The following is a 13,924-nucleotide window of genomic DNA, read 5'->3' on the forward strand; positions in this document are numbered from 1 at the left end:
CCCCCCGCCCCCTCGCCTCCGGGCTGATCGCGCTCGTCGCGACCGGTGCCCTGCTCTTCGGCGCGACCCCGGCCCTCGCCGCGGAGAACCCGCAGAAGCCCCTGTCCTCCTCCGAGGAGGCGCCGACCGGCCTCGCTCCCGCGAGCGAGTCGCCCGAGGCCGCCCAGCAGACCGCCCGCGCGGCCGTCAGCTACTACAACGCCCTCGTCGGCGGCGAGGAGCTGGCCGCCGGACAGCGGATCGTCTCGGGCACGAACGGCTACTCGTTCCGGATGCAGACCGACGGCAACGCGGTGGTCTACGACCCGCAGGGCCGCCCCACCTTCGCGACGAACACCCAGGGCCGCGGCGACCACCTGGTCATGCAGACCGACGGCAACATGGTCGTCTACTCCGCCAAGGGCGGCCCCGTGTGGAGCACGAACACGATCAACGAAGCGGGCGCCTCGGTGATCATGCAGCCCGACGGCAACCTCGTCGTCTACCGCGAGAACGGCTCGCCCGCCTGGGCGAGCAGCGTCCGCCGCGTCATCGCCGAGCCGGTGACCGACACGCTGTTCACGGAGCAGACCCTCCGCCCCGTCCACCAGCTCACCTCCGCCGACGGCCGCTCCAGCGCCGTCATGCAGAACGACGGCAACTTCGTCGGCTACGGCCCCCAGGGCGCCGTCTGGGGCACCGGCACCGGCGGCTCCGGCAACCGCATCACCATGCAGAAGGACGGCAACGCCGTCATCTACGGCTCCGACGGCTCCGTCAAGTGGTTCTCGGGCACGCGCGGCAAGGACCTCCGCCTGGGCATCAACAACGCCGGCTCGCTGATCATCGTGAACCCGTCCGACGACGTGATCTGGACCAGCCAGGCCGCCTTCCCCTCGACCACCCTCTACGCGGCGAACTCGCTCGAGGCGGGCAGCTTCCTCCGCTCCGCGAACGGCGTCTACCGAGCGGTGATGCAGGCGGACGGCAACTTCGTCGTCTACGGCAAGAACGGCCCGATCTGGGCGTCGAAGACCACCCGCGCAGGCGGCTTCTTCGCCCTCGACACCAGCGGGCAGATCGCCGTGGGCACCGAGACGACGAGCGGATGGTCGGTCGTCCCGCCCGCCGCGTCGGTCGGCCCCTACAAGCTCGTCATGCAGGACGACGGCAACCTCGTCGAGTACGACAGCCGCCGCGCGGTCTGGGCCAGCCGCGGCTGACGCCCCTCCGCCACGACGCCCCCTGGTCCCCGGACCGGGGGGCGTCGTCGTCTCCCCCGCCGTGGGGCGATTCCCCCGACCCCGCCGCCCTCCCCGACAGGACTCCTGCGATGACGCACCTCCCCTCCGGCCGCTCCCTGACCGCCTCCCTCGCGGCGCTCGCCGCCACGGGCGCGCTCCTGCTGGGCTCGCTGCCCGCCGCCGCGGTCGAGGCCCCGCCCTCGGCGTCCTCCGCCGTCGCCTCCGCCGCGGTCCTCCGTGCCGGCGAGCAGCTCGCGCGCGGCGAGCGCCTGGTGTCCCCCGACGGCGCCTCCTCCCTCGTGATGCAGACCGACGGCAACGCCGTGGTCTACGCCGCCGGCGGCCGTCCCACCTGGGCCTCGGGCACGCAGGGGCGCGGCGACAGCCTGCGGATGCAGGACGACGGCAACCTCGTCGTGTACGCCGCGGACGGGCGCCCGGTCTGGGCGAGCGGCACGGTGGCCGACCCGGGCGGCGAGCTGCGGATGCAGGACGACGGCAATCTCGTGATCTACCGCCGCAGCGGCTCGGCGGCCTGGGCCAGCAGCATCGGCGGCCGGATCGACGAGCCGCGCACCGACACCCTCCGCCGCGGCAGCACCCTCTACGCGGGGAACCGGCTCGCCACCCAGGGAGGCACCACGGCGGTGATGCAGGAGGACGGCAACCTCGTCGTCTACGGGCAGGGCGGGGCTCTCTGGGCGAGCGGCACCCGCGGCCGGGGCAACGTCCTCCGGATGCAGGACGACGGGAACGCCGTGGTCTACACCGCGGACGGCGCGCCCCTGTGGGCCTCGGACACGTCCGGCGAGCCGGGCGCCACGATGGTCCTCCGCGAGGGCGATCTCCGGATCGCGGACGACTCCGGCGTCCTCTGGAGCAGTGCCGCGCTCGTCGTGCGCGACTCGCTCTCCCCGAGCGGCCTCGTCGTCGCGGGCACGCGGCTGACCTCGGCGAGCGGGCAGTGGCGGGCCGAGATGCAGCGCGACGGCAACTTCGTCGTCTACGGGCCGAACGGCGCGGACTGGGCGACGAACACCTCCTCCGCCTCCGGTGCCGCCTTCTCGATGAGCTCCGAGGGCCGGCTCGACGTGGCCGACTCCCGGATCCTCTGGCTGCGGTTCCCGAGGATCTCCTTCGGTATCGGCCAGACCGGCGTCGTCGCGCCCTACCGCCTCGTGCTGCAGGACGACGGCCGCCTCGTCGAGTACGACGGCATCGGACGGGCCGTCTGGGCCAGCCGGGGCTGACGCGCGACGCATGATGGAGGGGTGAGCGACCCCGGCGACTTCATCCGCTCGGCCCTGGAGTACGAGGGCGACGTCTGGCGCGCGCAGGACGTGCGCGAGCGCCTGGGAGCAGGGCTCGACTCGACGGGCGCCTCGGTCGGGGCGGTCCGCGGCACCGTCCGCGACGCGCTGAGGAAGTTTCGCTCGCTCGAGCACGACGACGTGACAGCCCTCTCCTCCGAGCTGTGGGAGCCGGCGGTGTTCGAGCCGCGGCTGGCGGCCGTCGTGCTGCTGCAGTCCCGAGCCGAGTGGCTGCGCGGCTCCGACCTCACCCGGCTCGAGGGCTTCGTCCGCGACTCCCGCGTGGACGAGCTGAGCGACCCGCTGGCCCGCGACGTCGTCGCTCCGCTCCTGGCAGGGCTGCGTGGTGCGGCGCGGACCCGGGCGGACGCGGTCCTCGACCGCTGGGAGGCGGAGGGCGGGCGCCTGGCGCGCGCGGCCTCCCTGGCGCGGGCCTCGGTCCCGACGGAGCACGGCTGAACGGCCGCTCGGACCGACCGCCCCGCGGAGCCGGACGCCTGCTCAGGCGGCCCGGTACTCCTGAGCCGCCGTGCCGTCCGCCACCCGGATCCGCGTGTCGAACTCCAGGCCCGGATCGACCCGGTGCGCGATCAGGACCACCGTCCGCCCCTCGGCGGCGCGGAGCAGATCCCCGAGCAGGGCGTCGGCCACGGGAGCGTCCACCGACGCCGTCGGCTCGTCCAGCACCAGGACGCGGAAATCGGCAAGAAGTGCACGTGCGAGGGCGATCCGCTGAGCCTGGCCGCCCGAGACGAGCGAGCCCCGCTCCCCCACCCGCGCGTCGAGCCCGCCGCGTGCAGCGACCCAGGGCCCGAGCCCGACCCGCTCCAGCACCGCCTCGAGCACGGCGGCGTCGGCCTCGGGCCGCGCGAAGAGGAGGTTCTGCCGGATCGTGTCGTCGAAGAGGTACGGCTGCTGCTCCACGAGCCCGACCCGCTTCCGCACCTCCGCCTGGGGCAGCGTGCGCGCCTCGACCCCGCCCAGGAGGTAGCTGCCGGAGTGGTCGAGGAAGCGCACCAGAGCGTGCGCGAGCGTCGTCTTCCCGGACCCACTGCCGCCGGTGACGAGCACGCGGGCGCCCTCCGGCAGGTCGAGCGAGACGCCGCGCAGCGCGGGCGTGTGCGCGCCGGGCCAGCTCACCGACAGGTCGCGCAGGACGATGCCGGCGCCCCGGGGAGCCGGGGCGTCCGGGTCCACGTCCGCGTCGGTCGCGAGCGCCGGCGACGCCGCCTCGGCGTCCAGATCAGCCAGGCGCTGAGCGCTCGAGAGCGCGGTGCGTGCCGCCTGCACGGCGAGCGGCGCGGCGGCGGCGACCTCGAACACCGCGAGCGGCACGAGCGCGACGACTCCCAGCGCCGGACCGCCGAGGTCGCCGATCACCGGGATCCCGAGCGCGAGGCCCGCCCAGACCGCACCACCCGAGCAGAGGGCGAGGACGGCCGCGGCCAGTCCGGCGGAGGCCCCCCGTCGACGCGCCGCCCGGGCGAGCGACTCCTCCGCGCGTGCCACGTCCGCCAGAGCGTCACCCGCGGCATCGAAGGCGATGAGCACGTCGAGGCGGGTGACCAGCAGGTTGAGGCGCTCGGCGAGCTCCCCGCGCAGCGGCGCCAGCTCGCGGTCCGCCTGCGCGGAGAGCCGGCCGGCGCCCAGGGCCCCACCGGCGAAGGCGAGGACCAGCAGCGCCAGCAGCACGGCGCCCATCGCCGGCAGTAGCAGCCAGACGCCGACCACGGAGACCGCAGCGACCAGCGCCGCGACGACCAGCGGCTGCACGACGCGCAGCGGCACGTCCTGCTGGGCGTCGACGTCCGCCACCACCCGGGAGACCAGGTCGCCACGGCGCACGCGGCCCAGCCCGTCCGGCGCGACCGGCACCAGGCGCTCGTAGACGCCCGCCCGGAGCTCCGCGAGCGCGCGGAAGGCGGCGTCGTGGCCGGTCAGCCGCTCGAGGTAGCGGAAGAAGGCCCGCGCCAGCGCGAAGGCCCGCACGCCCACGACGGCCATGGAGAGGAACAGGATCGGCGGCTGCTCGGCCGCGCGGACGATCAGCCAGGCGGAGCAGGCCAGCAGCGCCACGACGGCGGAGGAGGAGAGCAGCCCGAAGGACAGACCCGGCAGGAAGCGGCGCGGCCCGGGCATCGCGGCGCGGAGGACGTCGGAGCGGTTCACCTCGCGACCGCCTCCGCCGGCGCCAGGGCGATCACGGCGTCGGCCGCCGCGACGGTCGCGGGCCGGTGGCTGGCGACGACGACGATCGTCCCGCTCTCCGCCAGCGACCTGAGTCCGGCGAGCAGCGCCCGCTCGGACTCGTCGTCGAGGGCGGCGGTCGGCTCGTCCAGGGCCAGCACCGCGCTCCCGCGCTCGAGCAGGCGGTGCACGGCGCGGGCGACGGCGACGCGGGCGCTCTGCCCGCCCGAGAGGCCCGTCCCCTCGGCGTCGAGCCGGCGCTCGGGGTCCACGTCGACCGCGGCGATCGCCAGGGCCCGCCGCACGCGCTCGGGGTCCGGCGAGAGTGCTCCGAGCCCGACGGCGGAGGCGACGCTCCCCGGGAGCAGGTCGGGCCGCTGGCCCGCCCAGGCGAGCGTCGACCGCAGATCCGCGACCGGCGACCCGCCGAGCAGCAGCGTGCCCGAGAAGGGCACGAAGCCCGCGAGCGCGGCGAGCAGCGTCGACTTCCCGGACCCGCTGGGCCCGGTCACCACGGTGATCGACCCGACGGGGAACACCGCGTCGACAGGAGCGAGCGCCCGCCCGCGTCCGTCGTCGACCGCGAGACCCCGCAGCTCGAGCGCCCCCGTCGCCGCCGGAGCCGTCCCGCGAGCGGGCAGCGCCGCCGCGCGCTCGAGGACGGCGAAGGCGCGGTCCGCCGCCTGCACCCCGTCGGCCGCCGCATGGAACTCGGCACCGACCTGGCGCACCGGCAGGAACACGTCCGGCGCCAGTACCAGGACGAACAGCCCGACGGCCAGCCCCAGCGAGCCGTCGACGAGCCGCAGCCCGACCGAGACGGCGACCAGTGCGACCGAGAGCGAGCCGGCGAGCTCCAGCACGAAGCCGCTGACGAAGGTCACCCGCAGCACCTTCATCGTGTGCACGCGGTAGTCCTCGGTCAGCGCGCGGATCCGCGTCGCCTGCCGCTCGGCCCGCCCGAAGATCTTGAGCGTCGCGAGTCCGCCGACGGTGTCGACGAAGCCGGACGCGAGCGCCTGCAGCCGCTCCCACTGCCGCGCCTGCACGGCCTGGGTCGCCCAGCCGATCAGCACCATGAACACCGGGATGAGCGGCAGGGTCACCACCAGGAACACCGCGCTGAGCGGATCGGCGAGGAAGACCACGAGTGTCAGGAGCGGCGTCGCCACCGCGGTGGCGATCAGCTGCGGGAGGTAGCGGGCGAAGTAGCCGTCGAGGGAGTCCAGTCCGCCGCCCAGCAGCGCGACGACCCCGCCCGAGCCCCCTTCGGAGCGGCCCGCCGGGCCGAGCTCGACCAGTGCGGCGAGGACCGCCTGCCGCAGCTGCGCCTTCGCTCCTGCTCCTCCGCGCACAGCGTTCACCTCGGTCGCCCAGGCGAGAGCCGCCCGCGCCGCGACGACCGCGAGCAGGGCGGCCAGCAGCGGCGCGAGATCATCGGCGCTCCTCCCGTCGACCGCACCGGCCACCAGCTGCGCCACGAGCCACGCGAAGGCGACGATCGCCAGGGTCCTCGCCAGCGCGAGCACCCCGCCGAGCAGGAGGAACACGCGGGCCGCCCGGGCGTAGCGGAGCAGGCGCGGATCGAGGGGCTTCACGTCAGTGGGCGTCGACCGGGATGTGCGCGCGGCTGATGCGCTTGCGGAAGATCCAGTAGGTCCAGGCCTGGTAGCCGACGATGAGCGGCACGAACACCAGGGCGGTCCAACTCATGACCGTCAGCGTATAGGGCGTGCTGGAGGCGTTCTCGATCGTCAGCCCGTAGGCGGGGACGTTCGAGGCCGGCATCACCGCGGGGAACAGCGTCGCGAAGAGGGCGAGCACGGCGAGCGCGATGGTGCCGGCCAGCAGCGCGAAGGCGCGTCCCTCCCGGCCCCGCGTGATCGCGAGCCAGCCGCCGACGAGGGTCGCGGCCGCGCCCGCCGAGAGCGCCCAGGAGGCGGTGCTCCCCTGGCCGAGGTTGGTCCAGGCCAGGAAGACCGCGGCGACGACCACGGTGAGCAGCCCCGCACGGGTCGCCAGGCGGCGCGCACGCTCGCGGATCTCCCCCTCCGTCTTCAGGGCGACGAAGACGACTCCGTGCGTGAAGAAGAGCAGGAGGGTCGTCGCTCCGCCCAGCAGGGCGTAGGGGTTCAGCAGGTCCAGGACGGTGCCGGTGAAGTTGTGGTCGGCGTCCATCGGGACGCCCTGCACGATGTTCGCGAAGGCCACGCCCCAGAGGAAGGCGGGCACCGCGGAGCCGACGACGATCATCGTGTCGAAGCGCCGCTTCCACTGCGCCTCCGGACGCTGGTGACGGTACTCGAACGAGACGCCGCGGGCGATCAGCGCGAGCAGGATGAGCAGAAGCGGCAGGTAGAACCCGCTGAAGAGCGTGGCGTACCACTCCGGGAACGCGGCGAACAGGGCGGCGCCGGCGACGATCACCCACGTCTCGTTGAGGTCCCACACCGGGCCGATCGTGTTGATCAGCACGCGGCGGTCGGTGTCGTCGCGCCCGAGGAACGGGAGCGACATGCCGACGCCGAAGTCGAACCCGTCGAGGACGAAGTAGCCGATGAAGAAGAACGCGACGATCCAGAACCAGAGAACGGCGAGATCCATGAGGGGTGCCTCCTAGTAGACGGTGCCGACGAGCTGCGGGCGACCGCTTTCCTCGTCGACATCGGGAGCGTCGTCGGGGCCGGCCTGCGCGGCCCGCTTGATCAGGCGGAACTCGACCACGGCGAGCGTGCCGTAGATCGCGGTGAAGGCGAGCAGCGAGATCAGGACCTCGAGGCCGCTCACTCCGGGCGAGACTCCGTCGGCGGTCTTCAGCAGTCCGAACACGAGCCACGGCTGGCGGCCCATCTCGGTGAAGACCCAGCCCACGATCATCGCCATCAGCGGCAGCGGGGCGGCCCAGATCGCGACCTTCCACATCCACTGCTTCGGCTCGCGGCCCTTCCGGGTGAACCAGAGGCCGGCCGCGGCCACGCCGATGGCCAGGACGCCGAGCGCCATCATCCAGCGGAACGACCAGTAGGTGACCCAGATGATCGGCGTGTAGTCGCCGGGTCCGTAGACCTGGGTGTACTGGGCCTGGAGGTCGTTGATGCCCTCGACCGTGCCGGTGAAGATGTGCGTCGAGAGGAAGGAGAGCAGGTAGGGGATGCGGATCGAGAACAGCTCGCTCGAGCCGTCCGGCGTGCCCCAGGTGAAGACGGAGAAGGAGGCGTCGACGCCTGTGGAGGTCCTGTAGAGCGCCTCCGCGGCCGCCATCTTCATCGGCTGCGTGTCGACCATCGCGAGGCCCAGCGAGTCGCCGGTGAACAGGGTCAGGCCGCCGCTGACGAGCATCATCCAGGCGCCGAACCTCAGCGCGGGGCGCATGGTCTCGAGGTGCTGGTTCCGGGAGAGGTGGTAGGCCGCGACGCTGATGATGACGGCGGCCGAGACCATGAAGCAGGCGAAGATCGTGTGCGGGAACGCGGCGAGAGCGACCTTGTTGGTGAGGAGCGCCCAGATGTCGGTGAGCTCCGCGCGGCCCTTGGTCTCGTTGATGCGGAAGCCGACCGGGTTCTGCATGAACGCGTTCGCGGCGATGATGAAGTAGGCCGAGAGCGTGGTGCCGAGCGTGGTCAGCCAGATGGTGGCCAGGTGCAGCTTCTCGGGCAGCTTGTCCCAGCCGAAGATCCAGAGGCCGATGAAGGTCGCCTCGAGGAAGAAGGCGAGCAGGCCCTCGAACGCCAGCGGGGCCCCGAAGACGTCGCCGACGAAGCGGGAGTAGTCGCTCCAGTTCATCCCGAACTGGAACTCCTGGACGATCCCGGTCACGACGCCCATCGCGAAGTTGATCAGGAAGAGCTTCCCGAAGAACTTCGTCAGCTGCAGGTAGTGCACCTTCCCGGTGCGCACCCAGCAGGTCTGGAAGATCGCGACGGTGAGCGCCATGCCGATCGTGAGCGGCACGAACAGGAAGTGGTAGATCGTCGTCAGACCGAACTGCCATCTCGACAGCAGGAGCGGGTCCAGGAGTTCGTTCACAGCTCCGAGAGTAGGTCGGCGGAAGGGGTCCGACGGCCTCCGATCCCAGTACTGGGGCGGATGTGCGGCCTTCCGCGAGCTCCTGGCGGCACCCTTTCCGGGGTGGCCCCGGACGCCCCTCCGAGCGCTCCAGCCGACCGGTCGCTCGACGTCGAGACAGTCCCTCTCGACGTCGAGGGAGTCCCCCGCGCGGCGACTGCCGAGCGGGGCTCGCCTCCGTCGGACCCGCCGCCGGCGACCTCTCGACGCCGAGCGATCAGGCGGGCGACGGAGCGCTGAGACTTCCTCTCACGGGCCTTCAGCGGATTCCCAGGCGCACATCCGCGAGATCGGCTCTGGGAATCCGTTCACTGCGCGACGCCATCGACGGACTCGCCCGGTGAAGAGACTCCCGGAGCCGATGCCGATGTGCCGTCGGCGGGCGCCCCGCGGTCAGCCGGCGTCGACGCGCGAGCGGGAGCCGGAGAACCAGGCGGGCGCCTGGAAGCCGTACTTCAGCACGGGCAGGTCGCGGGTGAGGCGCCAGTAACCCAGCGCCGCCGCGACGCCGATCCCGCAGACCAGGAGCGGCGCGACCGGTCCGATGACGTCGAGCCAGCGCTCTCCGTCGAAGAGCAGCAGGGCACTCGTGGCGAGCGAGACGAAGAGGACGTGCACCACGTACACCGGGAGCGTGTTGCGGCCGATGAAGGTGATCCAGCCCGCGCCGCGCCGGTTCGAGAGGAAGCGGGCGACCACGAGCCCGGCGAGGACCGCCAGCACGCTCACCAGGACCAGCCCGATCGTCAGCAGCGGGAAGCGGGCGCGGACGGCGAGGATCACGCCGGCGAGCACGAGGAACAGCACGCCGAAGCCGACTCCGCTGAGGATCCCGCGGCGCTCCACGAACGCGATCACCGCGTTCCGCAGGTAGAGGCCGAGCAGGAAGAACATCAGGTAGCGGGCCATGCCGTCCCAGGCGATGTTCCCGGTGCCCTCGGAGGTGCTGGAGCGGACGGCGTACCAGACCACGGCGATCGCGGTCGCGATGCCGATCTGCACCCGCCAGTCGATCCGGCCTTGCGCGAGCTTGGCGGCCACGAAGAAGATCGTGAGCGCGTAGAGGAACCAGAGCCCGTTGTGCGGCATCACCGGCTGGAGGAGCAGCGCGAGCGGGTCGGACTCGTCGGTGCCGCCCGGGTTGGGCACCACCAGGAAGAAGAGGAACCGCACCACGGACCAGAGCAGGAAGGCCCAGACCAGCAGGCTCAGCCGCGAACGCCAGAGCTCCGGCCACGACCGGGTGAGCACGGAGCCGGCGAACAGCCCCGAGGCGAGGAAGAACAGCGGCATCCGGAAGGTGATGAGGAGGAGGTTGATCTCGTTCCACGAGTCGGGGGCGATCCCGGCCGTCGTGGTCCACTGTACGGAGTGGGCCAGGGCGACCAGGATGATCGCGATGCCCTTCGCCGTGTCCACCCAGGTGATGCGTGCGCGTGCCATGAGTCCTCGTCGTGATCGTCCATCGGAAGTCGGCCGGCGGCGACGATGACGATGGCGATGTGCAAGTGTTGCACGGCTGTGCATCCTCTGTGATGTTCTGCGCGGATTCGATCACGGCGATCCGGTGACGGAGAGACGGCCACCGGGTGCGCGGGTCCTCGGACGGCCTCCTCGTGGACGACGCGCCCCCGCCGATGCCCGAGGATCGAGCCATGACTCGAGCGACGCCCTCCGGCTCCGCCCCCGGCCCCCGCCGCATCCGCCTCCGCCTCCTGGTCGCGCTGCTGGTGCTCGCGCTGGTCCTCGCCGGCGCGGGCATCGCCCTCTCGCTCGCCTCGCGGAGCGGAGGCGCGGGCGCTCCGGCCGCGAGCTCCCCCGACCCCGGCCCGACCTCCTCCGTCGACATGGCCGAGCGCGTCGCCGGTCTCGAGAAGCGCTTCGCCGCCGGGTTCCCGCAGCACAGCATCGTCCTCACGGGCAGCTCCACGATCGGCCGCTGGACGACCTCCAAGGAGGACCTGCGCCCGCTCGAGACCTACAACATCGGGATCGGCGGCACGACCGTCGCCGATCACCTCGCGTGGCTGGACCGCATGGTCGCCCCCTTCGATCCCCGCGCCGTGATCGTGTACGTGGGAGCGAACGACATCAGCGGCGAGGAGGGCTCGCGCACCGGCGCCCAGACCGCCGGCGCCGTCGTCGAGTACCTCCAGCGCGTGGAGGAGGTCGCCCCCGACGCCGAGCTGTTCTACGTCGAGATCGCGGAGACGCCCGCCCGCGCCTCCGTCGGCGCCGAGGTCCGCGCCGCCAACACCGCGGTCAGCGCCTACGCCGAGACGGACGACCGCGTCACCTTCGTCCCCACCGCCGACGCGCTCGTCACCTCCGACGGCTCTGTCGACCCCTCCCTCTTCGTCGACGACGGCCTGCACTTCGACGAGGCCGGCTACGCCCGGTTCTCGGAGGCGGTCCGCGCGGTGGTCCTGCCCGCTCTGGAGTGAGCCGGCGGGCCGCCGCACAGCAGCCCCGCGCGACGTGAGCGGCCCGGGGACACAGGGTCCGGAGCCCCCAGTGTTGACCCTGAAGGGGGACACGGCCCCTCCGTCGCGCGCGCCTATCCTGGCCCCGCGTCATCGCCGACAGCGCCCTCTGCACCGCCGCAGACCGCCGCTCGCTCAGCAGCGCCGACCGTCTCGGAGTCACCGATGCCCCGCTCGAGGATCCGCCCCCGTGGTCTCGCCCTGCTCACCGTCCTGGCGATCACGGCCGCCGCGCTCGTCGCCGGGCCCGCGGGTCCGGCGTCCGCCGCTCCCGTCGTGCCCGCCGGCTTCACCGACTCGCGGGTGGCGGCCGTCCCCGCGCCGACCGCCCTCGCCTTCACGACCGACGGGCGCACCCTCGTCTCCTCGCAGACCGGCGCGATCCGGGTGATCCGCGCCGGCGGCCTGGTCGCCACCCCGGCCCTCGACCTGCGCTCGAAGGTCTGCGCCAACGGCGAGCGCGGCGTGCTCGGCCTCGCGGTCGACCCGGCACCGGGCTCGCGCACCGTCGTCGTCTACTACACCGCGAAGGGCTCCGACTCCTCCTGCCCGACCAACGCCGGCGGCACGGTGAACCCCGCGGGAGCCCCGCGCAACCGCGTCTCCTCGTTCCAGCTCGGCACCGACGACCGCATCGACCCGGCCTCCGAGCGCGTCCTCCTCGACGGCATCTACTCCCCCGCGAGCAACCACAACGGCGGCGACCTCGCCATCGGCAAGGACGGCCTGCTCTACGTCAGCGTCGGCGACGGCGGCTGCGACTACCGCGGCGGAGTCGGCTCGCCGGGCGGCAGCGGCTGCGGCGGCCGGAACGACGCCGCCCGCGACCCGAACATCCTGAACGGCAAGATCCTCCGGATCACCCTCACCGGCGGCGTCCCGGCCGGCAACCCCTACCTGGGCACCGGGACCGCCTCCTGCCGGCTCGCCCCGGCCGCCGCGGGCGTGCGCTGCCGCGAGACCTTCGCGAGCGGCCTGCGCAATCCGTTCCGGATGGCCTTCGACCCGAACGCGACCGGCACCGTCTTCCGCATCAACGACGTGGGCCAGGACGCCTGGGAGGAGATCGACCAGGGCGTCGCCGGCGCCGACTACGGCTGGAACACCCGTGAGGGCCACTGCGCGAAGACCGGCTCGGCCTCGAACTGCGGAGCCGCGGCGCCTGCCGGTCTCACCGACCCGGTCCACGACTACGCGCACAGCAGCGGCTGCGCCTCGATCACGGGCGGCGCCTACGTCCCCCGCGGCGTCTGGCCGGCCGCCTACGACGGCGCGTACCTCTTCGGCGACTACGTGTGCGGGAAGATCCGGACCCTCGGCCGCACCGGCGCGGCCGGCGACCTCGTGACCGGCCTCGGCGGCAGCAGCGCCGTCGCCATGGCCTTCGGTCCCTCGCGCGGGACCCAGGACCTCTTCTACACCAGCTACGCGAACGGCGGCGAGGTCCGGCGCCTCGCCTACACCGCCGCGGCGAACCGCGCCCCGACCGCGACCCTCACCGCCGCCCCCTCCTCCGGCGCGGCTCCTCTCGCCGCGCGGCTGAACGGCTCGGGCAGCAGCGACCCGGAGGGCGGTGCCCTGACCTACCTGTGGTCGTTCGGCGACGGCACCCCCGACCGCATCACGACCGGCCCGACCTTCACCCACAGCTACGCCGCCGGCAGCTGGACCGCGTCCCTCCGCGTCCGCGATCCGAAGGGAGCCGTCTCCGCACCCGCGACGACGAGGATCACCTCGGGCGACAGTGCCCCGACGGTGAGCATCACCGCACCCGCCGAGGGAGGGGTGTTCGTGACGGGCCGGAGCTACGGCCTCCGCGCCACGGCGACCGACGCCGAGGACGGCGTCCTGCCCGCCTCGGCGCTCACCTGGACCGTCCAGCGCCGCCACGCTCAGCACACGCATCCCTTCCTCGGGCCGCTGACGGGGAACGACCTCTCCTTCGTCGCCCCCGGCCCGGAGGACCTCGCCGCCGCCGCGGACAGCGACCTCCTGATCAGCGTCACGGCGACGGACTCGAGCGGAGTGTCGACGACGGCGACGCGGACGTTCTCCCCGCAGAAGGTCTCCGTCACCCTGGCCACCGCTCCCGCCGGCCGGACGGTCGTCGTCAACGGCACCGAGGTCGCCGGAGGCACGACCGTCGTCTCGTGGGCGGGCTCGGCCCTCCAGCTGGAGGTCCCGGACCAGACCGACGCGTCGGGCACGGCCTACCGGTTCTCGTCCTGGTCGGACGGCGGCGCCGCCTCGCACAGCGTCGTCACTCCCGGGAGCAGCACCACGCTGACGGCGACCCTCGTCGCCGCCGGGCTCCCCGGCGCGCCGACCACGGTCACCGCCACGGCGGGCTCGGACGGCACGGCGACGCTCGCGTGGTCGCCCCCCGCGGGGACCGGTGGCTCGGCGGTCACCGGCTACCGGGTGTCGCGCGACGGGTCCGACACGAGCGGAGCCGGAGCCTGGAGCGCCGTGGTCGCCGCGACCAAGCGCTCGCAGACCTTCACGAAGCTGGTCCCGGGCCGCAGCTACACCCTCTCGGTGCAGGCGGTCACGGCGAACGGCACCGGCCCGGCGGCCTCTGCGCTCGTCGCCGTCCCCTGACCGCTCGGCGTCCACCGGCCTCCCGGGCGCAGCCCTGCCGCCGCCCAGCCGTGCG

Annotated in this window: 10 protein-coding genes; 5 read left to right on the plus strand and 5 right to left on the minus strand. The window is 73.4% G+C overall.

Features of this window, described 5'->3' with window-relative positions:
• From C5C63_RS00005 to C5C63_RS00015, 3 genes are all read left to right on the plus strand, one after another.
• Window positions 1-1,202: hypothetical protein (locus C5C63_RS00005; protein WP_104257420.1), on the plus strand; the 1,202-nt coding region annotated here is incomplete at its 5' end.
• Window positions 1,203-1,312: 110 nt separating this feature from the next.
• A complete protein-coding gene (locus C5C63_RS00010) occupies window positions 1,313-2,473 on the plus strand; it encodes a hypothetical protein (protein WP_181110536.1) in 1,161 nt (386 codons plus the stop codon).
• 21 nt (window positions 2,474-2,494) lie between these two features.
• The gene (locus C5C63_RS00015; RefSeq protein ID WP_104325294.1) at window positions 2,495-2,992 is read left to right on the plus strand and encodes a DNA alkylation repair protein; all 498 of its coding nucleotides are present in this window, start codon (window positions 2,495-2,497) and stop codon (window positions 2,990-2,992) included.
• A 42-nt stretch (window positions 2,993-3,034) separates the two neighbouring features.
• Here the strand turns inward: C5C63_RS00015 and cydC are convergent, their stop codons facing one another.
• From cydC to C5C63_RS00040, 5 genes are all read right to left on the minus strand, one after another.
• On the minus strand, window positions 3,035-4,702 hold the full coding sequence (gene cydC, locus C5C63_RS00020) for a thiol reductant ABC exporter subunit CydC (protein WP_104325295.1): 1,668 nt from the start codon (window positions 4,700-4,702) through the stop codon (window positions 3,035-3,037).
• Complete coding sequence (gene cydD / locus C5C63_RS00025; protein WP_104325296.1) at window positions 4,699-6,318, minus strand: thiol reductant ABC exporter subunit CydD; 1,620 nt, start codon at window positions 6,316-6,318, stop codon at window positions 4,699-4,701. The genes cydC and cydD overlap by 4 nt, the downstream gene beginning before the upstream one ends.
• A gap of 1 nt (window position 6,319) precedes the next feature.
• Window positions 6,320-7,324 (minus strand): cytochrome d ubiquinol oxidase subunit II, encoded by a 1,005-nt coding sequence (gene cydB, locus C5C63_RS00030; protein WP_104263596.1) that lies wholly within the window; start codon window positions 7,322-7,324, stop codon window positions 6,320-6,322.
• Between the two features lie 12 nt (window positions 7,325-7,336).
• A complete protein-coding gene (locus C5C63_RS00035) occupies window positions 7,337-8,746 on the minus strand; it encodes a cytochrome ubiquinol oxidase subunit I (protein ID WP_104325297.1) in 1,410 nt (469 codons plus the stop codon).
• A 432-nt stretch (window positions 8,747-9,178) separates the two neighbouring features.
• A complete protein-coding gene (locus C5C63_RS00040; protein ID WP_181068282.1) occupies window positions 9,179-10,228 on the minus strand; it encodes an acyltransferase family protein in 1,050 nt (349 codons plus the stop codon).
• A 212-nt stretch (window positions 10,229-10,440) separates the two neighbouring features.
• Between C5C63_RS00040 and C5C63_RS00045 the strand changes: the two genes are divergently transcribed.
• Window positions 10,441-11,229 (plus strand): GDSL-type esterase/lipase family protein, encoded by a 789-nt coding sequence (locus C5C63_RS00045; RefSeq protein ID WP_146083679.1) that lies wholly within the window; start codon window positions 10,441-10,443, stop codon window positions 11,227-11,229.
• 204 nt (window positions 11,230-11,433) lie between these two features.
• Window positions 11,434-13,869 (plus strand): PQQ-dependent sugar dehydrogenase, encoded by a 2,436-nt coding sequence (locus C5C63_RS00050; protein ID WP_181110537.1) that lies wholly within the window; start codon window positions 11,434-11,436, stop codon window positions 13,867-13,869.
• Window positions 13,870-13,924: the final 55 nt, after the last annotated feature.

The sequence above is a fragment of the Rathayibacter sp. AY1B8 genome (assembly GCF_002932775.1).
In the GTDB taxonomy this organism is placed as follows: Bacteria; Actinomycetota; Actinomycetes; order Actinomycetales; family Microbacteriaceae; genus Rathayibacter.

What these genes read in the sequence shown, in the direction of transcription:
- C5C63_RS00010 (WP_181110536.1), top strand. Translation starts at nt 1,313, where the DNA reads ATGACGCACCTCCCCTCCGGCCGCTCCCTGACCGCCTCCCTCGCGGCG.
- C5C63_RS00045 (WP_146083679.1), top strand. Translation starts at nt 10,441, where the DNA reads ATGACTCGAGCGACGCCCTCCGGCTCCGCCCCCGGCCCCCGCCGCATC.
- C5C63_RS00050 (WP_181110537.1), top strand. Translation starts at nt 11,434, where the DNA reads ATGCCCCGCTCGAGGATCCGCCCCCGTGGTCTCGCCCTGCTCACCGTC.
- C5C63_RS00040 (WP_181068282.1), bottom strand. Translation starts at nt 10,228, where the DNA reads ATGGCACGCGCACGCATCACCTGGGTGGACACGGCGAAGGGCATCGCG.
- cydB (WP_104263596.1), bottom strand. Translation starts at nt 7,324, where the DNA reads ATGGATCTCGCCGTTCTCTGGTTCTGGATCGTCGCGTTCTTCTTCATC.